The organism is Gordonia namibiensis NBRC 108229, from assembly GCF_000298235.1.
In the GTDB taxonomy this organism is placed as follows: Bacteria; Actinomycetota; Actinomycetes; order Mycobacteriales; family Mycobacteriaceae; genus Gordonia; species Gordonia namibiensis.
Map to the genome: position 1 here is coordinate 67,685 of NZ_BAHE01000019.1, position 22,171 is coordinate 89,855.

19 protein-coding genes are annotated in these 22,171 nt (G+C 67.0%); 18 read left to right on the plus strand and 1 reads right to left on the minus strand.

Annotation, left to right across the window (positions count from 1 at the left end; all coding sequences use genetic code 11):
* Positions 1-30: 30 nt before the first annotated feature.
* The 15 genes from GONAM_RS11535 (at position 31) to GONAM_RS11605 (ending at position 19,081) form a co-directional block, all read left to right on the plus strand.
* Entirely contained in the window at positions 31-1,413 is a 1,383-nt protein-coding gene (locus GONAM_RS11535) for an FAD-binding oxidoreductase (protein WP_006866946.1), read from the plus strand.
* Positions 1,414-1,445: 32 nt separating this feature from the next.
* A complete protein-coding gene (locus GONAM_RS11540) occupies positions 1,446-2,585 on the plus strand; it encodes a LuxR C-terminal-related transcriptional regulator (RefSeq protein ID WP_006866947.1) in 1,140 nt (379 codons plus the stop codon).
* A 191-nt stretch (positions 2,586-2,776) separates the two neighbouring features.
* The gene (locus GONAM_RS11545; protein WP_040536196.1) at positions 2,777-4,414 is read left to right on the plus strand and encodes an aromatic/alkene/methane monooxygenase hydroxylase/oxygenase subunit alpha; all 1,638 of its coding nucleotides are present in this window, start codon (positions 2,777-2,779) and stop codon (positions 4,412-4,414) included.
* Between the two features lie 165 nt (positions 4,415-4,579).
* The gene (locus GONAM_RS11550) at positions 4,580-5,620 is read left to right on the plus strand and encodes a 2Fe-2S iron-sulfur cluster-binding protein (RefSeq protein WP_006866949.1); all 1,041 of its coding nucleotides are present in this window, start codon (positions 4,580-4,582) and stop codon (positions 5,618-5,620) included.
* Between the two features lie 29 nt (positions 5,621-5,649).
* Positions 5,650-6,768: an aromatic/alkene monooxygenase hydroxylase subunit beta gene (locus GONAM_RS11555; RefSeq protein WP_006866950.1), complete on the plus strand. Its 1,119-nt coding sequence runs from the start codon at positions 5,650-5,652 to the stop codon at positions 6,766-6,768.
* Positions 6,765-7,112, plus strand: a complete 348-nt coding sequence (mimD, locus tag GONAM_RS11560; protein WP_006866951.1) for a propane 2-monooxygenase effector subunit MimD — start codon at positions 6,765-6,767, stop codon at positions 7,110-7,112. Before GONAM_RS11555 ends, mimD begins: the two co-directional genes overlap by 4 nt.
* 157 nt (positions 7,113-7,269) lie before the next feature.
* Complete coding sequence (locus GONAM_RS11565; protein WP_006866952.1) at positions 7,270-8,316, plus strand: amidohydrolase family protein; 1,047 nt, start codon at positions 7,270-7,272, stop codon at positions 8,314-8,316.
* Positions 8,313-9,107, plus strand: coding sequence for an iron-sulfur cluster assembly protein (locus GONAM_RS11570; RefSeq protein WP_006866953.1), 795 nt, complete (start codon positions 8,313-8,315; stop codon positions 9,105-9,107). Before GONAM_RS11565 ends, GONAM_RS11570 begins: the two co-directional genes overlap by 4 nt.
* A gap of 3 nt (positions 9,108-9,110) precedes the next feature.
* Positions 9,111-10,136, plus strand: coding sequence for an NAD(P)-dependent alcohol dehydrogenase (locus tag GONAM_RS11575; protein ID WP_006866954.1), 1,026 nt, complete (start codon positions 9,111-9,113; stop codon positions 10,134-10,136).
* A 180-nt stretch (positions 10,137-10,316) separates the two neighbouring features.
* Positions 10,317-11,969, plus strand: coding sequence for a chaperonin GroEL (groL, locus tag GONAM_RS11580; protein WP_006866955.1), 1,653 nt, complete (start codon positions 10,317-10,319; stop codon positions 11,967-11,969).
* Between the two features lie 239 nt (positions 11,970-12,208).
* A complete protein-coding gene (locus tag GONAM_RS11585) occupies positions 12,209-14,002 on the plus strand; it encodes a sigma-54-dependent Fis family transcriptional regulator (RefSeq protein ID WP_006866956.1) in 1,794 nt (597 codons plus the stop codon).
* A 328-nt stretch (positions 14,003-14,330) separates the two neighbouring features.
* Positions 14,331-16,145, plus strand: a complete 1,815-nt coding sequence (locus GONAM_RS11590) for an acyl-CoA dehydrogenase (protein ID WP_006866957.1) — start codon at positions 14,331-14,333, stop codon at positions 16,143-16,145.
* Positions 16,146-16,212: 67 nt separating this feature from the next.
* The gene (locus GONAM_RS11595; protein WP_006866958.1) at positions 16,213-16,974 is read left to right on the plus strand and encodes an SDR family NAD(P)-dependent oxidoreductase; all 762 of its coding nucleotides are present in this window, start codon (positions 16,213-16,215) and stop codon (positions 16,972-16,974) included.
* 54 nt (positions 16,975-17,028) lie between these two features.
* Positions 17,029-17,547: a PH domain-containing protein gene (locus tag GONAM_RS11600; protein ID WP_006866959.1), complete on the plus strand. Its 519-nt coding sequence runs from the start codon at positions 17,029-17,031 to the stop codon at positions 17,545-17,547.
* Positions 17,534-19,081 (plus strand): PH domain-containing protein, encoded by a 1,548-nt coding sequence (locus GONAM_RS11605; protein WP_006866960.1) that lies wholly within the window; start codon positions 17,534-17,536, stop codon positions 19,079-19,081. The genes GONAM_RS11600 and GONAM_RS11605 overlap by 14 nt, the downstream gene beginning before the upstream one ends.
* A gap of 87 nt (positions 19,082-19,168) precedes the next feature.
* Here the strand turns inward: GONAM_RS11605 and GONAM_RS11610 are convergent, their stop codons facing one another.
* Positions 19,169-19,657 (minus strand): NUDIX hydrolase, encoded by a 489-nt coding sequence (locus GONAM_RS11610; RefSeq protein ID WP_006866961.1) that lies wholly within the window; start codon positions 19,655-19,657, stop codon positions 19,169-19,171.
* A gap of 76 nt (positions 19,658-19,733) precedes the next feature.
* Here GONAM_RS11610 and GONAM_RS11615 point away from each other — a divergent pair, with 76 nt between their 5' ends.
* The 3 genes from GONAM_RS11615 to GONAM_RS11625 all read left to right on the plus strand — a co-directional run bounded on the left by GONAM_RS11615 (position 19,734) and on the right by GONAM_RS11625 (position 22,165).
* Positions 19,734-21,431: a nucleobase:cation symporter-2 family protein gene (locus GONAM_RS11615; protein ID WP_006866962.1), complete on the plus strand. Its 1,698-nt coding sequence runs from the start codon at positions 19,734-19,736 to the stop codon at positions 21,429-21,431.
* Positions 21,432-21,550: 119 nt separating this feature from the next.
* Positions 21,551-21,781 carry a hypothetical protein gene (locus tag GONAM_RS11620; RefSeq protein WP_006866963.1) on the plus strand — a complete coding sequence of 77 codons (231 nt, stop codon included), beginning with the start codon at positions 21,551-21,553 and terminating at the stop codon, positions 21,779-21,781.
* Complete coding sequence (locus GONAM_RS11625; protein ID WP_006866964.1) at positions 21,782-22,165, plus strand: VOC family protein; 384 nt, start codon at positions 21,782-21,784, stop codon at positions 22,163-22,165.
* Positions 22,166-22,171: the final 6 nt, after the last annotated feature.

Genomic DNA, 22,171 nt, shown 5'->3' on the forward strand with positions numbered 1-22,171 from the left:
CCGATCACCGAACCGCGAAGGAACCACACCGTGTCCATCACCTCCGAACCGATCGACTTCACCGACCTCGACGCCCTCGTCACCACCGTCGCAGGACCCGTCCTGACACCGACCGACGACGGTTACACCGCCGAACTGACCGGCTTCAACCTGGTGGCCATCCCGGCCGCGCAGGTCGTCGTCGGCGCGGCCGGCGCCGAAGACGTCGCCGCCGCAGTGCGATACGCGCGGGCCAACGGACTGCGGGTCGGTGCCCGGGCCACCGGACACGGGGCCCCGATCGAGGGCCGCGGCACAGTCGTCGTCACCACCTCGCGGATGACCGACATCGTCGTCGACCCGGTCACCAGGACCGCCCGCGTCGGCGCCGGTGTCCGCTGGCGTGACCTCGCCGCGGCGACCGCGCCTCACGGACTGACCGGCCTGGTCGGCTCGTCGTCCTCGGTCGGCGTGGTCGGCTACCACCTCGGCGGCGGGCTCAGCCCCCTCGGACGCCGATTCGGTTGGGCCGCAGATCATGTGCGGTCGATCGAGCTGGTGACGGCGGATGGGATCATCCGAACGGTCGACCCCTCGGCCGGTTCGGACCTGTACTGGGCGATCCTGGGCGGACGCGACGGCTTCGGCATCGTCACCGCCATCGAGTTCGAACTCTTCGAGCTCCCCACCGTCTACGGCGGCGGCATCTTCTTCGCCGGCTCGGCGGCGGCCGACGTGCTCCACACCTGGCGTGAGTGGGCGCCGACCCTGCCGGAGGAGGCCGGCACCTCGGTCGCGATCCTGCGCCTTCCGCCGGACCCCAACCTGCCGGCCCCGTTGCAGGGCCAGCTCGCGGTGCACGTCCGCTACACCCACACCGGCGACCCGGCCACCGCGGCAGCACTTCTCGCCCCGATGCGCTCGGCCGGCCCCATCCTGCTCGAGAACATCGACGTGCTCCCGACCGCCGCTCTCGACGCCGTGCACATGGACCCGCCGGGCCCGATGCCTTCCGCCGAACGCGGCAGCATCCTGCACGAGTTCCCGGCGTCGGCCGTCGACGCCCTTCTCGACGTCGCCGGACCGCACGTCGCGAGCCCCCTGGCCATCGTCGAGGTCCGCCTGATGGGCGGCGCGCTGACGCAACCGCAGCGCGTACCCAACGCGGTCGCCGGACGCCACGGCGCCTTCAACGTCGTCGCCATCGGCGTGCCGGCCGGCCCCCTCGGCGACCAGGTCGGCGCACACCTGGCCGCCGTCACCCGGGCCGTCGCGCCGTGGTCGGCCGGTGCACTGCTGAACTTCTGCGGACTCGACGCCGCCGAACGAGAGCAACTCTGGACGCCCGAACAGCGGGTACGCCTGGAGACGATCCGCCGCCGTCACGACCCGACCGGGGTCCTCCGGGTGGATGATCCCAGCTTTGTGGGATAGACATCGATGCAGCTCAGGAACATGATTGCCAGATGACATCGAGCCTGACCGCCGAGCGCGTGCGCCGCGACATCGAAGTCGTGGCGCACGCCGGTCTCGGCCTCGACGACTTCTTCGCGGAAACCGTGGAGTCGTTGCGTCGTGCGGTACCCATCGATGCCGCCTGCATCGGCACCTTCGACCCCAACACGGTCATGCTGACCTCGGCCCGGAAGTACGGGGACCTGCTCGGTCAGGACCACAAGGACCCGGAATGGGGGCTTCTCGAGTACGGGCAGGTCGAACCGTCGAGTTACCGAGAACTGGTGGCGCAGAAGCGCGATGCCGTCGGCCTCAATCTCCTGACCCGGGGTCGGACCCAGCAGTCCGAACGCATGACGCGCCTCATGATCCCGGAGTACTGCTTCCACGACGAGGCGCGCGTCGTGCTCCGCGACGGGGATCGGGTGTGGGCCGGGATCGCGATGTTCCGCAGCGGCGCGGGCTGCCGCCCGTTCACCGACGACGAGATCGACTTCCTCGGCTCGCTGTCGCAGACACTCGCACACGGGGTTCGGATCGGGCTGCTCAGCACGGTCGTCGCCGAACAACGGCCCTCGATCAACAACGGGCCGGCCGTCCTGATCATCGATCGCAACAACGAGATCGTGCAGATGAGCGCCGGCAGCCAGGAGCGCATCGACGACCTCGCGGCGGGACCGAACAGTGCGGCAGCCGTGAACCCCATCTACGGCCTGATCGGTGCCGCACGACGCTACGGTGCCGGCGAGACGCAGGTACCGCCGCGCCTACGGGTCCGCGGCAGATCGGGAATGTGGCTCGTCATCAACGCATCCCCGCTGTCCTCGGTCGACGGCCGGCCCGGCGAGGTCGTCATCACGATCGAGGAGGCGCGCCCGCCGGAGATCATCCCGCTCGTCGTCGAGGCCTTCGGCCTCACCGCGCGTGAGCGTGACGTGACCCAGATGGTGTTGCAGAACGTCGCCACCAAGGACATCGCCGCAACCCTGCACGTATCCGCGTACACGGTGCAGGATCACCTGAAGTCGATCTTCGACAAGGCCGGGGTCCGGAGCCGTCGCGAACTCATCGCCCGGGTGTACTTCGACCAGTACGCGCAACGTCTCAACGATCCGCTCACGCCCTCCGGCTCCTACGCGTCGGCCGAATAACCACAGCTCACCTGCACATTCCCACCGAGGGCCCGCATCGCGGGCCCTCCTTTCGTCGTCAGAAGACCGGCAACTTGGTCGGTCGTCTCACAGTGAGACGTTTGTTACCTGCATCACACGGTTGTATCGAAGTCGCTCCAGTCCATGCGGGCCGGCACACCCGTCGGCTCCCTCAAAAGAGGAGGCGCACTTTGAGCAGGCAGAGCTTGACGAAAGCCCACGCGAAGATCACCGAGTTGTCCTGGGAGCCCACCTTCGCGACCCCGGCCACTCGATTCGGAACCGACTACACCTTCGAGAAGGCCCCCAAGAAGGACCCGCTGAAGCAGATCATGCGGTCCTACTTCCCGATGGAGGAGGAGAAGGACAACCGTGTGTACGGCGCCATGGACGGCGCCATCCGCGGCAACATGTTCCGCCAGGTCCAGGAACGCTGGCTGGAGTGGCAGAAGCTGTTCCTGTCGATCATCCCGTTCCCCGAGATCTCGGCGGCCCGCGCGATGCCGATGGCCATCGACGCGGTCCCCAACCCCGAGATCCACAACGGGTTGGCCGTGCAGATGATCGACGAGGTCCGTCATTCGACGATCCAGATGAACCTCAAGAAGCTGTACATGAACAACTACATCGACCCGGCCGGCTTCGACATCACCGAGAAGGCATTCGCCAACAACTACGCCGGCACCATCGGCCGACAGTTCGGCGAGGGGTTCATCACCGGTGACGCCATCACGGCAGCCAACATCTACCTCACGGTGGTCGCCGAAACCGCATTCACCAACACGCTGTTCGTCGCGATGCCCGACGAAGCCGCCGCCAACGGCGACTACCTGCTCCCCACCGTCTTCCACTCGGTGCAGTCCGACGAGTCGCGGCACATCTCCAACGGCTACTCGATCCTGCTGATGGCTCTCGCAGACGAGCGCAATCGTCCTCTGCTGGAACGTGATCTGCGGTACGCGTGGTGGAACAACCACTGCGTCGTCGACGCCGCGATCGGCACCTTCATCGAGTACGGCACCAAGGACCGCCGCAAGGACCGGGAGAGCTACGCGGAGATGTGGCGCCGGTGGATCTACGACGACTACTACCGCAGTTACCTTCTGCCGCTGGAGAAGTACGGACTCACCATCCCGCACGATCTGGTCGAGGAGGCCTGGAACCGGATCACCAACAAGCACTACGTCCACGAGGTGGCGCGCTTCTTCGCCACCGGCTGGCCGGTCAACTACTGGCGCATCGACGCCATGACCGACAAGGACTTCGAGTGGTTCGAGGAGAAGTACCCCGGGTGGTACAACAAGTTCGGCAAGTGGTGGGAGAACTACAACCGTCTCGCCTACCCGGGCCGCAACAAGCCGATCGCCTTCGAGGACGTCGACTACGAGTACCCGCACCGTTGCTGGACCTGCATGGTGCCGTGCCTCGTCCGTGAGGACATGATCGTGGACAAGGTCGACGACCAGTGGCGCACCTACTGCTCGGAGACCTGCCACTGGACCGACGCGGTCGCCTTCCGCGACCAGTACGACGGCCGGGACACCCCGAACATGGGGCGTCTCACCGGGTTCCGCGAATGGGAGACCCTGCATCACGGCAAGGATCTCGCCGACATCATCAAGGATCTGGGCTACGTTCGCGACGACGGCAAGACCCTCATCCCACAGCCGCACCTCAACCTGGATCCGAAGAAGATGTGGACGCTCGACGACGTCCGCGGCAACGTCTTCAACAGTCCCAACGTGCTGCTCAACGAGATGTCCGACACCGAGCGGGACGCGCACATCGCGGCGTATCGCGCCAATCCCAACGGGGCCGTGCCGGCCTGACGGCACGCCGGTGGGCGCCCCCCTTCCGAGTTGCTCGCAACTCGCTCCTCAGGGAGCAGGAGACGCTCGCGAGCTCGCTCCTCAGGGAGCGGTGATGACCGCAAGCCATCGCCTCCCCAGCTCCCTGAGGAGCGCAGCACCTCCCTTTTCCAGACAGGAGTTTCCGTGGCCGACACACATCACATCAACTTCGTCCCGGTCGACATCGAGATGGAGGTCGCCGAGGACGAATCGATCCTCGACGCCGCGTTCCGACAGGGCATCCACCTCATGCACGGGTGTCGCGAGGGCCGGTGTTCGGCCTGCAAGTCGTACATGCTCGACGGGGATGTCCAGATGGACAACTACTCCACCTTCGCCTGCAACGAGGCGGAGGAGGCCGAGGGCTATGTGCTGCTGTGCCGGTCCTACGCCTACAGCGACTGTGAGATCGAGCTCCTCAACTTCGACGAGGACGAATTGCTCGGCGGCGCACCGATCCAGGACGTGCGCACCCGGGTCGCCGCGATCGAGCCGGTGACGACCGACATCGTGTCACTTCGTCTCGACGTCGTCGAACCGGAGACCTTCGAGTTCAAACCCGGTCAGTACGTGGACCTCTCGGTCCCCGGCACCGAAGAGAAGCGTTCGTTCTCGATCGCGACCACCCAGGCCACTCCGGACAAGCTGGAGTTCCTGATCAAGAAGTACCCGGGAGGCCTGTTCGCCGGCCTTCTCTCCGACGGCCTCTCCCCCGGCGACGAGATCATGATCAACGGCCCGTACGGGTCGTGCACCCTGCGCAACGGCCATGTACTGCCGATCGTCTGCATCGGCGGAGGGGCCGGAATGGCCCCGCTGCTCTCGCTGCTGCGCCACATCAGCGAAACCGGTCTGAACAGGCCCGTTCGTTTCTACTACGGGGCCCGGACCGCGGCGGATCTGTTCTACCTCGACGAGATCGCCGCACTAGGCGAGAAAATCGCCGACTTCCGGTTCGTCGCCTGCCTGTCGGAGTCGGCCGACGGAGCCCCGGACGGCGTCGAGGTCGCCGAGGGAAACGTCACCGACATCGTCAACTCACACGAATCCGATCTCGCCCGAACGGAGGTGTATTTCTGCGGCCCCCCGCCCATGGTCGATGCGGCTCTCGCTCTCGCCGACCAGCATTCGGTCCCCCGGGACCAGACCTTCTACGACAAGTTCACCAGCCCGGCTTTCGACTAGAAGTCGCCGAACGAGGAGGAACGACAGGTATGTCCGCCCCCACCGCGCCGAAATCACCACAGCGCGAACGCAGTTTCCCGAGCATCGAATTCACCGACGCCGAGGCCGGCGCCAAGGAATTCCCGAGCAGCAAGAGCCGCAAGTACAACTACTATCAGCCGGCCAAGAAGCGGGCGACGGTCTACGAGGACGTCACCGTCGACGTGCAGCCCGACCCGGAACGCCACCTGACCCAGGGCTGGATCTACGGCTTCGGCAACGGTCCCGGCGGTTATCCGCAGGAGTGGACGGCTGCGAAGTCGAGCAACTGGCATGCCTTCCTCGATCCCAACGAGGAGTGGGAACAGACCATCTTCCGCAACAACTCGGCGGTGGTCCACCAGGTCAATCTGTGTCTGCAGAATGCCAAGCGTGCCCGCGTGTACGACGGCTGGAATCCCTCGTGGCTCAAGTTCATCGAGCGCAACCTCGGCGCCTGGATGCATGCCGAGAGCGGCATGGGCCTGCACGTGTTCACCTCGATCCAGCGGTCCGCTCCGACCAACATGATCAACAACGCGGTCGCGGTCAGTGCGGCGCACAAGCTGCGTTTCGCCCAGGACCTCGCGTTGTTCAACCTCGATCTCGCCGAGGCCGAGGAGGCCTTCGACGGCTCGGCACACAAGGAGGTCTGGCAGTCGGCGCCGGAATGGCAGCCGACCCGCGAGGCCGTCGAGCGGCTGACCGCGATCGGCGACTGGGCGAAGTTGTTGTTCTGCACCAACATCGTCTTCGAGCAGCTCGTCGGGTCGCTGTTCCGGACCGAGCTGATCATGCAGGTCGCGGCGCGCAACGGCGATTACATCACCCCGACGATCGTCGGCACCGGTGAGTACGACTACGACCGCGACCTGAACTACACCCGGGCCCTGTTCCTGATGCTCTCCCGCGACGAGCAGTACGGCGCGCAGAACCGCGCATTGTTCGGCGAGTGGCTCTCGGAGTGGGTGCCGCGCTGCCTCGACGCCGCGCGTGGGCTGCAACCGATCTGGTCGCAACCGGCGGACAAGTCGGTCACCTTCGCCACGAGCCTCGACGCGGCGACCGAGAAGTTCCGCGACGTACTCAAAGCCATCGAAGTCGACATCCCCGAGGAGCTGAACCGATGACCTCCATGCAATTCGGCGCACAGACCGAGTTCTCGAACATGTGCGGCGTCACCCTGATGAACACGCCCGTCGGCCGCGTCGTGGCCGACGTCATGGGCGCCAAGGAAGGTGTCGAACTCACCGAGTACCCGTCGATGATCCGGGTCGACGGCGTCAACCGGCTCGAGTTCGACTACGACGAGCTCACCGACGCCCTGGGTCAGGAGTTCGACGGATCGGTCTTCGAGGAGATCAGCTCCACCCACTACGGGCGGATGGTTCACCTCGACGACCGGACCTACCTGTTCGCGAGCCCCGAGGACGCCGCCGAGTTCATCGGGTTCGATCTCACCGCGTCGAGCTGAGCGCAGGCCCGACCCCCGATCTGCGTCGTGGCCGCCGGCGAACACCCCCCGGCGGCCACGACGCACCCCAGAAATCCCCCGCCGACAACAACTCTCGATCCCCGCCAACCCCATCGGATGCAGCCCGCTTCCACCGAGAACGATCAAGGAGTCATCGATGTACGAGAAGAATGGCGAAAAGTACTTCATCGTCGACGCACACGTCCACCTCTGGGACGCCCGTGAATCCAATCAGCGCAACATCCACGGCAAGCAGTTCATCGATTGTTTCTACGACTACCACCGCAATCTCAGTCCCGAGGAGGAGGTCTGGGATTACGACACCTACACCTACTACGGTCCCGACCGGCTGATGCGTGACCTGTTCGAAGAGGGCCCGGCCGATCACGCGATCTTCCAGGCGACGATCCTGAAGGACTTCTACGTCAACGGTTTCGCCCAGGTCGACGACTCGCTCAAACTGTGCGAGGACAACCCGGGGCTGCTCACCTACAACCACGCCTACGATCCGCGTCACGGTGAGGCCGGCCTGGAGCAGCTCCGCAAGGACGCCGACATCATGAACCTCAAGGGCGTGAAGCTCTACACCGCCGAATGGTTCGGGGACTCGCGGGGTTACAAGCTCGACGATGCATGGTCGCGCCGCTACCTCGAGGAGTGCATCAAGCTGGGCATCAAGAACGTCCACATCCACAAGGGCCCCACCATCCGACCACTCGACCGGGACGCCTTCGATGTGGCCGACGTCGACAAGGTGGCCACCGACTACACCGATCTGAACTTCATCATCGAGCACGTCGGTCTGCCGCGGCTCGAGGACTTCTGCTGGATCGCCACCCAGGAGTCCAACGTGTTCGGCGGTCTGGCCGTGGCCCTCCCGTTCATCCACACCCGTCCCCGCTACTTCGCCCAGATCATCGGCGAACTCCTCTACTGGATCGGTGAGGACAAGATCCTGTTCGCCAGCGACTACGCCCTGTGGACGCCGCAGTGGCTCGTCGAGCGGTTCGTCGACTTCCAGATCCCGGAGGACATGACCGAATACGCGCCGATCACCGTGGAGCAGAAGAAGAAGATCCTCGGTCTCAACGCGGCGGCCCTGTACCCGCACATCGAGGTCCCCGAGGAACTCAAGCTCCCGACCAGCGCGGGCGATCCGGAAGTCGAGGTGGCCGCCGGCGCGAAGGATGCGGTGACGGCATGACCGCGGTCGCTCCCCATCCCGGGTACGTCACCGACACGGCACTCGAGCACGACGTCCTCGCCGCACTCGACACCGTCCTCGATCCCGAACTCGACCAGCCGATCACCGAACTGAAGTTCGTGCGGTCGATCCTGATCGACGAGGCGGGGGTGACCGTGCACCTACGGCTCCCGACGTCGTTCTGTTCGCCCAACTTCGCCTACCTGATGGGATCGGACGCACTCGATGCGCTCGAGGACGTCAACGGCGTCGGCCAGGTCCGGGTGCTGCTCGACGATCACCACGACAGCGACAAGATCAACGCCGGACTCGACGCCCGCGCCGGGTACAAGGGCACCTTCGGCGTCGAAGCTCTCGACAGCCTCGACGAGCTGCGTCTGACCTTCCAGCGCAAGGCCCACACCGCTGCGATGGAACGCTGTGTGGCCGCGGAGATCGCCGCCGGGCGGGTCACGGTCGCCGACGTCGATCGGCTGGCGCTGCGCGACCTGCCACGCGGGCACCACAAGGCGGCGCTCCTGCGACGCCGGATGGAGCTGGGTCTCAGCATCTGCCCCAACAGCCTCGTCGTCGTCGACGAGGAGGGGCACGCGCTGCCGGCCGACCAGATCCCGATGCGGCTGAGATTCGCACGGTCCGTGCGCATCTCGATGGAGGGAAACAGCCACTTCTGCCGCGGTCTGCTCGCCACCCGCTACGCCGACGACGACCAATGCGACGGGGCCAGCGGCCCGGTCATCACCAACCTCCGCGAAACCCCTCGCGCACACCCCCGAAGCGAACAGGAGTAAGCCATGCGCGCAGTCCAGGTCGTCGGCTACCACGACAAACTGCAACTCAACGAGGTCCCGGCCCCCGAGATCACCGGGCCGCACGACGTCATCGTCCGGATCGGCGGCGCCGGTGTCTGCCGCACCGACCTGCACATCCTCGAGGGCCAGTGGGAGGCGAAGAGCGGTGTCGCACTTCCCTACACGATCGGTCACGAGAACGCGGGCTGGGTGGAGGCCATCGGCGACGCGGTCACCAACGTCGCCGTCGGGGACAAGGTGATCCTGCATCCGCTGATCACCTGCGGACTCTGCCGGGCCTGCCGGTTCGGCGACGACGTCCACTGCGAGAACAGCCAGTTCCCCGGCATCGACACCGACGGCGGTTACGCGGAGTTCCTCAAGACCACGGCGCGCAGCGTCGTGAAGATCGACGACTCCCTCGAACCCGCCGACGTGGCGGCACTCGCCGACGCCGGCCTGACCGCGTACCACGCGGCCGCCAAGGTCGCACGGATGACGCGACCCGGCGACACCTGCGTGGTCATCGGCGCAGGAGGTCTGGGGCACATCGGAATCCAGGTCCTCGCCGCGATCTCCGCCCTGCGGATCGTCGTCGTCGACCGGAACCCGGATGCGGTGGAACTCGCCAAACAGGTGGGTGCCGAGATCGGCATCGTCGCCGACGGAACACATGTGCAACAGGTCCTCGACCTGACGGGCGGACACGGCGCCGAGGCCGTGCTCGACTTCGTCGGCGAGGGCGGGGCGACCGCCGAAGGAACCGCGATGCTGCGCCGCGCCGGCAGCTTCTTCGTGGTCGGCTACGGCGAGAACATCGACGTCCCCACCATCGACGTGATCTCCACCGAGATCAACTTCATCGGCAACCTGGTCGGTTCCTACAACGACCTCGGTGAGCTGATGGACCTCGCCGCCCGGGGAAAGGTCAAGCTGCACACCAGCACCTACGCCCTCGCCGATTTCCAGCAGGCACTGGACGATCTCGACGCCGGCCGCGTACGCGGTCGAGCGATTCTTGTGCCCTGACCCTTCGAGGCTCGTCGCTTCGCTCCTCGCACCTCAGGGAGCGAACGGCGGGCCGCCGCCCTCGTTCCTCGCACCTCAGGGAGCGAACGGCGGGTCGCCGCCCTCGCTCCTCGCACCTCAGGGAGCGGTAGGGGCCTCCGTATTACCCAGCCGAGAACACCACAGAAAGGCAGGACAACCATGGCCAAGGAGTTGCGCTACAACGCCGAAGCGCGACTGCGGCTCGAGCGAGGAGTGAACGCACTCGCCGACGCGGTCAAGGTGACATTGGGACCGAAGGGCCGCAACGCGGTCCTCGAGAAGCTCACCGGACCACCGACCATCACCAACGACGGGGTGACCATCGCCCGCGAGATCCAGTTGCGCGATCCGTTCGCCAACATGGGCGCACAGCTGGTCAAGGAGGTGGCGATGAAGACCAACGGGGTCGTCGGTGACGGCACCACCACCGCGACCGTGTTGGCGCAGGCCATGGTTCGCGAAGGTCTGCGCGCCGTCGAGCAGGGCGCGAATCCCATGCGGGTGCGCCGCGGTATCGAACGTGCGATCGCGACAGTGATCGACGCGCTGTCGGAACAGTCCGTCGCACTCGGGGGCCGCAGCGATCTCGAACGCATCGCGACCCTCGCCGCGAGTGACGACGAGGTCATCGGTTCGGCCATCGCCGCCGCGGTCGAGTACGTGGGCCGCAACGGTGTCATCACCACCGAGGAGAGCGACACCCTCGGCCTCTCGGTGGATGTCGTCGACGGCATCGAGTTCGACCACGGGTACATCTCCGGGTACATGGTCACCAATCCCGAACGGATGGAAGCGGTTCTGGACAACCCGGTGGTGTTGCTGACCAACAAGAAGATCACCTCGGTGCAGGAGATCATGCCGAGCATCGAGGCGGCCAAACGCGCCGACCGCCCGCTCCTGGTGCTCGCCGAGGACGTCGACGGTCCCGCCCTGCAGCTGCTCGTCGGCGGCAACATGCACAAGACGATGCAGTCGGTGGTCGTCCGGGCACCCGGCTTCGGTCATCGCCGCGTCGCCGAACTCGAGGATCTCGCCGTGGCCCTCGGCGGTCACGTGATCGCCAAGGACACCGGCCTCGAGCTTCACGAGGTCTCCCTCGAACACCTCGGACAGTGTGACCGTGTGACCGTCACCGAGGACTTCACCACGATCGTCGGTGCACGGGGCGACCAGACCCTCGTCGACGCTCGCGTCGCGCAACTCGAGGCGCAGCACGCACGTGCGCGGATCGACGCCGACCGGGACAGCCTGGAGCTGAGGATCGCGCGCCTCACCGGCCGGGTGGCGGTCATCCGCGTCGGCGGCGTGACCAGCGTCGAACTGAAGGAACGCATGCTCCGGGTGGAGGACGCCCTGGCCGCGACGCGGGCGGCGGTCGAGGACGGCATCGTCTCCGGCGGCGGAACCGCTCTGGCACAGGCTCATCGGGCTCTCGACGCGCTCGGTGACGTGGCTGGTGACGAAGGGGCCGGAATCGGCGTCGTCCGCAGGTCGATGGCCGAACCGCTGTTCTGGATCGCCACCAACGCCGGCTTCGACGGCGAGGAAGTGGTCAAGGTCGTCAGCGGCCTGCCCCTGGGCCACGGATTCAACGCGATGACAGGCGATTACGGCGACATGTTCGACGAGGGCGTCATCGACCCGGCCAAGGTCACCAAGGCCGCCCTGGAGAGCGCCGCCTCGATCGCCGCGTTGTTGATCACCACCGAGACGGCGGTCGTCGAGGAGGTCTTCACGCACCCGGGTGCGATCGAGGCCCCCGGATTCGGCGATCTCGCCGAGGGGATGGTGCGGCCCTCCAACATCTACTAGCCCACCCCTCCAAGACCCCGGCGGGGACGTCGTCGCTGCAGCGGCGACGGGGGCCGGTCGCGATTGCAGATTCGTTCTCGGCGTGGATCGCGACCGGCCCACTTCCGGCTGTCCGTATCAAGCCCTGACCAGTACGAATTCGGACGAAAACACCTGTTCGTTCACACGCGTGAACGTTGCTTTGTCCGATACACTGCCCTGGAATGAGACCTGCATCACAGTAGAGAGATACGGTCCAGGTGAAGCCCAAGCCAACAGACCAGTCTCGTGAACCCGTCGCCCACGTGGCTCGGGCGCGGGAGAGGTTCCTCAGCGACGACGGCGTCGTCGACGATCGCATGTCCGGCGCCGTCCGCGACGCGATCTCCACCTCGTGGCGCCGCTCGCGCTCGTTCAACGTGCAGACCGACCGCCTGGAACTCCCGTTCGTGCGCGAGCCGAACACCGACAGTCCGCTGATGACCGCGGCCCGGCCGGTGCTCGACCAGCTCGCCGCGGACCTGTCGGCCGAGCCGGTGAGCATCATCCTCACCTCGCCGGACGGCGTGGTGCTGTCCCGCGCCGCCGGCTGCGGCGAGCTCCTCGGCCAGCTCGACGCCGTGTCACTCGCCCCCGGCTACAGCTACAGCGAAGAGCATGCCGGCACCAACGGGATCGGGACCGCCCTCGAAACCCGACAGGCCACCCTCGTCACCGGTGCCGAGCACTACGCGGGGTGCCTCGCCCGGCTCAGCTGCGCCGGCGTGCCCATCCGAAATCCCTTCTCCGGCGGACTCGTCGGCGCCCTCGATCTCACCGGGTGGGTCCAGGAGGGCGGCTCCCTGCTGCTGTCGCTGGCCAAGTCGGCGACCGTGCAGATCGAACAGCAGATGCTGGCGAACGCCAGCGAACGCGAATCCCGGCTTCTCTCCGCCTATCTCGCAACCTGCCGGCGCGCGCCCCAGATGATGGTCCTCGCCATCGCCGCCGACGTCGTCCTGATGAACCGGCGCCTCCGGCAGAGCATCGACCCCCAGGATCAGGTGTCGATGCTCGAGCACGCCGTCGATCAGACCCTCGAGGTCGCGGCGGGGCGTCGGGTGAACACGCTGCCCAGCGGACGTTCGGTACGGCTGGCACCGGTCACGGAGTTCTCCCACGCCGAGGACGGTGTCGCGGTCTTCCATGTCCACCTGATGGATTCGGTCACCTCCGCCCCACCGCAGCGCCGATCGTCGAAACCCTCGGTGCTGCCGGGGATCGTCGGACGCAGCTCGTCGTGGCGTCAGGCATGCGACCGCATCGTCCAGCACGTCGGGGACGGTCACTGGATCGCGGTCTCGGGCGAACGGGGTTCGGGCCGGTCGGCGGTTCTCCGCGCGGCGGCGGGGCGGTACCGGCACGGGACGATCCGCGTGTACGCCGCCGAGGACTTCCAGGACGCCGACACGCTCGACAGCTTCGCAGCCGAGCTCGACACGGACGGTTTCGCGATCATCCTGCGCGACGTCGATGAGCTGCCCGACGACGTATTGTTCGACGTCGCCGAGGTGATGCAGGGACGCGAGCACGCGGGCTGGCTGGGCATGACCCTCAGCTCCAGCGATTCGACACCCGCCCTGGGTGCCACCCTGCTGCCGTTCTTCTCGCACACCATCGAGGTGCCGCCGCTGCGTCATCGCATCGAGGATCTGCAGGTTCTGGTGCCGACCATCCTCCTGCAACTGACCCGCGGACGGGAACTCGCCGTCGCGCCGGACGCCATGCGGCAGCTGAGCAAGTACACCTGGCCGGGGAACGTCGCAGAACTCCGCCAGGCGCTGCGGGACGTGGTCATCCACCATCGGTCGGGGACGATCACGGCGCAACACCTGCCGCCGACCTATCGCGCCCAGAGCCGGCACACCCTCACCCGCATCGAGGCACTCGAACGGGATGCGATCGTGCGGAGCCTGGAGGAGAACGGTCGGAACAAGGTCGCGGCGGCCCACGCTCTCGGCATCTCCCGCGCGACGATCTATCGCAAGATCAAGGAGTTCGGCATCGACGTGTAGTCGGTCGCGCCGAGAGAGGATCGCGACGGGCAGGTCGGGACGATGCCACCCCCGCCGAATGGCACCGTCCCCGCGACCTGCATCTTCACGCCATAACCGAAGTTATTCACGATCGTGAATCGTCCGTAGTCCATCACGGGACCGCGCACCATGACAAGGAAAAGTGACAAGGTGTGACACTCGTAACAACCATCTGTACATTGCTGAACCGCGTGCACGTGACTCCTCGATCGAGGGTCGGATACCGAGCGGACGATCGGTAGATGCATGATGAACGGGTGCCCCTGAGACGGGCACGACAACGGCGGTCCGATCACGAGGAAGTGCGATGGCCACACCCATGTCCCGGCGGGACCTCGAGTTCCTGCTGTACGAATGGCTCGACGTCGAGGCCCTGACCTCACGAGACCGTTTCGCGGCGCACTCGCGCGAGACGTTCGACGCCGTGCTCGAACTCAGCGCCGACATCGCCATGAAGTGCTTCGCCCCGGCCAACAAGATCGGCGACGCCAACGAGCCCTACATCGGTGCCGACGGCAAGGTCGTCCTCCCCGACGAGGTGGTGTCGGGCCTCGCCGAGTTCCGCAAGGCCGGCCTCATCGCCGCCTCCTTCGACGAGGAACTCGGCGGCATGCAGTTGCCGACCGTCATCCGGCAGGCGTCCGCGGTGTGGTTCCAGGCGGCGAACGCGGCCATGTCGTCCTACAGCTTCCTCACGGTCGGCAACGCCAACCTGCTGGCCGAGTACGCGACCGCCGAACAACGCGACACCTGGGTCCGCCCGCTCGTCGAGGGCCGCTTCTCCGGCACGATGTGCCTGTCCGAACCGCAGGCGGGGTCGTCGCTGGCCGACATCACCACCAAGGCCGAACCGGCCGGTGACGGCACCTACCGGATCACCGGGACCAAGATGTGGATCTCGGCCGGCGACCACGAACTCACCGAGAACATCGTGCATCTCGTGCTGGCGAAGGCCCCCGGCGGGGGTCCCGGCGTCAAGGGGATCTCGCTGTTCATCGTCCCGAAGTTCCTGCCGGACGGCACCCGCAACGACATCGCCCTGGTGGGCCTCAACCACAAGATGGGCAACCGGGCCACCACCAACTGCCTGCTCAACTTCGGCGACGGCACCTTCTCGCCCGACCCCACACCCGGTGCTGTGGACACTCAGCCCGCTCGCTCCGCTCCCGGCGCTGTCGGGTACTTGGTCGGCGAGGAGCATCGCGGCCTCTCCTACATGTTCCACATGATGAACGAGGCACGAATCGGCGTCGGATTCCTCGCCACCGCACTGGGTTACGCCGGATACCAGGCGTCGCTGGAGTATGCGAAGGTGCGCACGCAGGGCCGCCCCGTCGACCAGAAGGACCCGTCGTCGAAGCCGGTGCCGATCATCGAGCACGCCGACGTCCGGCGCATGCTGTTGGCCCAGAAGTCCTATGTCGAAGGCGCACTCGCCTTCGAGCTGTACTGCAGCGTCCTCGTCGACCAGGCGGCGACGACCGCCGACGCCGAGGAACGCGCCCGCATCGACCTGCTGCTCGAGGTACTGACCCCGATCGCCAAGAGCTGGCCGTCGCAGTGGTGTCTGGAGGCCAACAGCCTGGCGATCCAGGTGCACGGCGGCTACGGCTACACCCGCGAGTTCGACGTCGAGCAGTACTACCGCGACAACCGCCTCAACCCCATCCACGAAGGGGCACACGGCATCCACGGCCTCGACCTGCTGGGCCGCAAGGTGATCATGCAGGGCGGTGCCGGCCTCGCACTGCTCGCCGAGACGATCGGCGCGACCGTCGCACGTGCACGCGAGGTGCCGGCCGCCGCCGGGTACGCCGAGACCCTGCAGTCGACCGTCGACCGGCTCGTCAAGGTGACCGCGCACATCTGGTCGTCGGGCGACCCGAAGCTCGCGCTCGCCAACGCCACGCTCTATCTCGAGGCCACCGGCCACATCGTCGTCGCCTGGATGTGGCTCGAACAACTCCTCGCCGCGGACGGCCGGACCGGCGACTTCTACGACGGCAAACGCGCTGCGGCCCAGTACTTCTTCCGGTATGAACTACCGAAGACCGGTCCGCAGCTCGACCTCCTGACCGCTCTGGACCGCACCACCCTCGACGTCGAACCGTCCTGGTTCTGACCTCACCACCGATCACGACGCGGCGCCGATGCGCCGTGTCACGTAGGAACATGCAAGGGAGACAACGATGTCCGTGATGGATCTGTTCGACACCACCGGCAAGGTGGTCATCGTGACCGGCGCTTCGTCGGGACTCGGTGTCTCCTTCGCCCGCGGCTTCGCCGAGGCCGGCGCCGACGTGGTGCTCGCCGCGCGCCGGGCGGAGAAGCTCGCCGACACCGCCGCCGCCGTGGAAGCGCTGGGCCGCAAGGCTCTCGTCGTTCCCGCCGACGTCTCCGACCCCGAGCAGTGCCAGCGCGTCGTCGACGCCGCGATGGAGACCTTCGGCAAGGTCGACGTCCTCATCAACAACGCCGGCGTCGGCACCGCCTACCCCGCCACCCGTGAGACGCCCGAGCAGTTCCGGAACGTCATCGACATCAACCTCAACGGCTCCTACTGGATGGCGCAGTCGTGCGGGCGGGTCATGCAGCCGGGCAGCGCGATCGTCAACATCTCGTCGATCCTGGGCATCACCACCGCCGGGCTCCCGCAGGCCGCCTACGCCGCGAGCAAGGCCGGCGTCATCGGTCTCACCCGGGACCTGGCCCAGCAGTGGGGTTCGCGCAAGGGAATCCGGGTCAACGCCATCGCCCCCGGTTTCTTCGAGAGCGAGATGACCGACACCTACCAGCCCGGTTACCTCGACTCGCAGATGCCGCGGGTCGTCCTGGGCCGCACCGGTCACGGCGAAGAGCTCGCCGCCACCGCGATCTGGCTGGCGTCGGCGGCCGCCGGTTACGTCACCGGCCAGACCCTCGCGGTCGACGGTGGCGTCACGATCACCTAGAAGCGACACGCGATTGCCGCAATCGGCGGCGGGGGCGGCCATAGACTGATCGCAATGGAATCCGTACCCGCTCCCGACAATCCGCTGCATCCCACCCTGCGTGAGCCGGTCAACCAGGTCGATCCACGCGCCAAGACCCTGTGGCGCATCGGTCCGTTGATCCTGGGCGTACCGGCGACCATCGCGGCCATCGTGGTCGCAGTCGTCGTACCCGACGCACGGTGGGCTGCAACGCTCGCCGCGATAGCCCTGGCCCTGCTGACCGTGTTCTACACGGTGGTGGTCCCGTTGTGGCGGTACCGCTTTCACCGCTGGGAGGTCAGCGAGGATGCGGTGTACGCCCAGTCGGGCTGGTTCGTCCGGCACCGGGTGATCATCCCGATCGCACGTATCCAGGTCGTCGACACCGAGGCCGGTCCCCTGGAACAGTTGCTGAAACTGGGGAAGCTCACGGTGACCACGGCGTCGTCGGCGGGCACGATCCACATCGAGGGGCTCGACGCCGAACTCGCACGCGCGACCGCATCCGACCTGACCATCCGCACCCAGGCGTTCACCGATGACGCGACCTGAGCCGCAACCCGGTGCGGTGCTGCCGGCCACCCCGGCGTCGGGCCTGCACATCGACGCACCGGACGAATGGCATCGACTGTCCCCGTGGATGATGGCGGTGACCGTCGTCGAATCGCTCCCGTCGCTGGTTCCGGTCCTCATCGCACTGGTCTTCGCCGGGCGGAGCGCGCCCCTGGTGACGCTTCTCGCCACCGTCGTGCTCGTGCCCCTGGTGACGGTGGTGCCGTGGCTGACCACCTTCTATCAGGTGACCGCAGAACACGTCCGGGTCCGGAGCGGGCTGGTCACCAAGAAGGTCGCCACCGCCCGCCGCGACCGTATCCGCAGCGTCGACCTCACCGCCTCACTCGTCCACCGCGTACTGAACCTGCAGAAGGTCACCATCGGCACCGGCGGCGACGAACAGGCGTCGCAGGTCAAACTCCGCGCCGTCACCCTCCCCGAGGCGCGCGCCCTGCACGACAACCTGATGCCGACGGCCGGAACCCGCTCTGCGGCAGCAGCGTCGGATGAGCAGTTCGATGCCGAGATGCCGACGGCAGCACCCGAGGTGCTCACCAGCTTCCAGAACGCCTGGCTGCGGTACTCACCGTTCTCGATGGGCGGTCTCGTGATCGCCGCCGCGGTCGCCGGCGTCGGGGTCCAGATCGCCAACGACGCAGGCATGTTCGACGAGGGGGTCGGCCTCGCACGCGACGCCTTCGACACCGTGCGGTCGATCCCGCTCGCACTGGTCATCGCCGTGGCCGTGGTGGCCGTGATCCTCATCGGCGCTGTCCTGTCGGTGATCGGATATGTCCTGAGCTACTGGGACTTCCGCCTCACCCGGCATCCCGACGGGACCCTGCGCACCGAACGCGGACTACTCACCACCAACTCGATCAGCTTCGACGAGAAGCGCATCCGCGGCAGCCACCTGACCGAACCGATCCTCATGCGACCGCTGAAGGGTGCCCGTCTGCAGGCGATCGCGACCGGTGCGACCAAACACCCGCTGCTGCTGCCGCCGGCCCCGATGTCCGACGCGATGCGGGTCGCCGACCTCGTCACCCACGAGCGGTCCGAACTGACAACCGCGTTGACCGCACACGGCCGCGTCGCCCGCATCCGCCGCCTGAACCGGGGCTTCCTCTCGGGTCTGGTGATCCTCGTCGGGATCTCGATCGCGGTCATCGGCGGCGCGATCCCGGTCGGTTGGATCGCCGTGGGTGTGCTCGCGCTCGCGGGTTCAATCGGTCTCGGCATGGTCCGGGCCCGGCACCTCGGTCACCGTCTCACCGCCCGGTCGGTGGTCATCGCTCCCCCGACGGTCGCCCGGCAGCGGATCGTCGTCGACCGCGCCGGCGTGATCGGCTGGGCGAGCCGGTCATCGGTCTTCCAACGCCGTGCCGGGGTGAGCACGCTGATCCTCGCGACGGCCGCCGGTTCCGAGCACTACTCGCTCGTCGACGTCGACGATGCGACCGCCGCGGCGATCACCTCCGACGTGACACCCGACTGGGTGGCACCGTTCCTCCGTCCGATGGCCGAGTAGGTCGACGGCCCCGCATCAGCGTGGTGATCTCCTTCCCGCCTACCGAGCTCGATCGGCGGGAAGGAATCCGACAGGCGGGATCGTCGATCACCCGGCGTCGGGTAGCGCCTGGAGCAGCCGGTCGACGAACGCCGCCTGAGCGGGGTTGAGTTTCTTCTTCGCGGTCTCCGGGTCGAACCACTCGGCGCGGTCGATCTCCGGGAACGATTGCATGCGGCCCGACCGCGGCGGCCACGCCATCTCGAAGGTGTTGGAGACGACGGTCGTCACGTCGAGATCGCCCTCCACGCCGAAGCCGATGACTGTTTTCCCGCTCTTGAGTTTCACCTCGCCGAGGTCGATGTGCGGGCCGTCGGGCACCGGGCTGCCGATCTCTTCGAGGTACTCACGACGCGCGGCGTCCCAGGCCGACTCGTCGGCGTCGAGCAATCCCTTCGGGATCGACCACGACCCCTCGTCCGGCTTGCGCGCCCAGATCGGGCCGCCGGGGTGGGCGATGAGCACTTCGACGCCGTCCGGTCCGGTGCGTCGGAACAGCAGGATGCCCGCGCTGCGGCGAGTCGAGGATGGGGTCACCGATATATCTTCGCGGAAACACCGCCGACACACGGACGCGCCTTCGCGGAAACCTCGGGTCCGTAGAAAACCAGGCATGTCGGTACTCGATGTCGTGAAGAACGGGAAGACCGGTGCGCGTCCGGTCGACGAGATCCCGCCGTTCGTCAAACTGTTCCCGCTCGGCTTCCAGCACGTGCTCGCGATGTACGCGGGTGCGGTCGCGGTCCCGCTGATCGTCGGCGGCGCGATGGTCGGGGCCGGGCAGCTACAGCAGGGCGACATCGTCCACCTGATCATGGCCGACCTGTTCGTCGCCGGTATCGCGACGATTCTGCAGGCCGTCGGTTTCTGGCGGTTCGGCGTCCGGCTCCCGCTGATGCAGGGCGTGACCTTCGCCGCTGTCGGCCCGATGATCACCATCGGCACCAGCTACGGCATCACCGCCATCTACGGTTCGGTGATCGCGTGCGGCGTGTTCATGATCGCGGTGGCACCGATCGTCGGGCGGCTCATCCGGTTCTTTCCGCCGCTGGTCACCGGCACGATCATCCTGATCATCGGCGTCTCGCTGATCCGGGTGGCGGCCGGCTGGTTCGGCGGCGGCACCGCCTCCGGCCCCGACTTCGGCGACCCGAAGAACATCGGCTTCGGTTTCCTCACCCTGGCGATCATCGTCGCCATCGAGCGTTTCGCACCCGACGCCGTCCGCCGTGTCTCCATCCTCCTCGGCCTGGCGATCGGCACGCTCGTGTCCATCCCGTTCGGGATGACCCACTGGGACAAGGTCGTCGAATACCCGTGGGTGGGTGTGCCGCAGCCGTTCCAGTTCGGCGCGCCGACCTTCGAGATCAGCGCGATCATCTCGCTGATCATCGTCGGCGTGGTGATCATGACCGAGACCACGGGCGACATCGTCGCGGTCGGTGAGATCGTCGACGAGAAGATCACCCCGCGCCGCCTGGCCGACGGCATGCGCGCCGACGGACTCGGCACCGTCCTCGGCGGCATCTTCAACACGTTCCCGTACACGGCGTTCGCACAGAACGTCGGCCTCGTCGCCATCACCGGCGTCCGCACGCGCCACGTGGCGACCTGTGCCGGCATCATCCTGGTGGTCCTCGGTCTGCTGCCGAAGATGGCGGCGGTCGTCGAGGGCATCCCGCTCCCGGTGCTCGGCGGCGCCGGTGTGGCACTGTTCGGCATGGTCGCGGCCAGCGGCATCCGGACCCTCACCAAGGTGAAGTTCAACAACGTCAACGTGCTCGTCGTCGCGATCTCGGTGGGCGTCGCGATGCTGACCGAGGCGAAGATCTACTACACCGACCGCGCTCTCGGCGATGCCCCGGTCGACGTCGTGCTCGACATGTACTCGCAGTTCCCGGACTGGTTCCAGACAATCTTCCATTCGGGCATCTCGGCCGGCGCCATCACCGCGATCCTGCTGAACCTGCTGCTCAACACCCGCAGCGTGTCGTCCGATCCGATCGACTACCACAACACCGGGGACATCGCGGTCGTCGGCGAACCCACGGTCTCGGCCGCCGACGGCATCCGGGCACCGGCGTTCGACCCGCGGGACGCCCTTGCGGCCGCCGACCCCGACACCCCGCCGGAGACCCTGCGCTACCTCGCCGATCACGACGCGTCGCTGCACCAGTTCATCGTGACCAACCCGTCGACCCCGAAGGACCTCTGCGACCACATCAAGAGCCTCGGCGACCCCAAGGTGATGCGGGTGTTCGAGACCTGGGACGGCTACACCGACGGTGGGTTCTCACGGCGCGGTTCGTGAGCCCGCGGCCGGGCCAGGTGTCGCGGAACGTGTCGGCGATCGCCACGATCGGCGACATCTGCCGACGAGTCGCTCGCTCCTGGCCTCTCCGCCCGCCGATTCGGCCTATCGTGGGAGGCATGTCCTCTCGACTCGACCCCGAGGAATCGGTGCCCGACGATCTCATCGTCGATCCCGACGTGCCCCACGAGTGGCCGCATGCGTCGGCCTTCGCCTTCGGTGATGCGACGCCGATCGGCGAGACCGATCGCCTGGCGCGCGAACGCGCGGCGTACGAGGCCGCCGGTCACGCCGACCACAACCGGGGCCACGCCGTGGGCGGCTCCGCCGGAAGTACCGAGGGGCAGTAGATGGAGGTCTTGTCCAGCCGGGTGCTCCTGCTCTCGGCAGATCCCGAACGTCTGCAGGCCTTCTACCGTGACCAGTTGGGCCTCCCGATCCATCGGGAGTATCCCGGCGGCATCGTGTTCTTCGCCGGCAACGGACTCATCGAGATCTCGTCGCACATGAAGACCGACGCCCCCGACCCGACGAGCAACGCGGTGCTCTGGTTGCAGGTCCGCGACGCCGAGGCCACCGAGAAGCAGTTCCGCGATCGCGGGGTGACGGTCAAGCGTGAGCCGCGGACCGAGCCGTGGGGCCTGATCGAGATGCACGCCGAGGACCCCGACGGGCGCACGATCATCGTCGTGGAGATCCCCGCCGATCACCCGTTGCGCAAGGACACCCGCTAGCCGGAG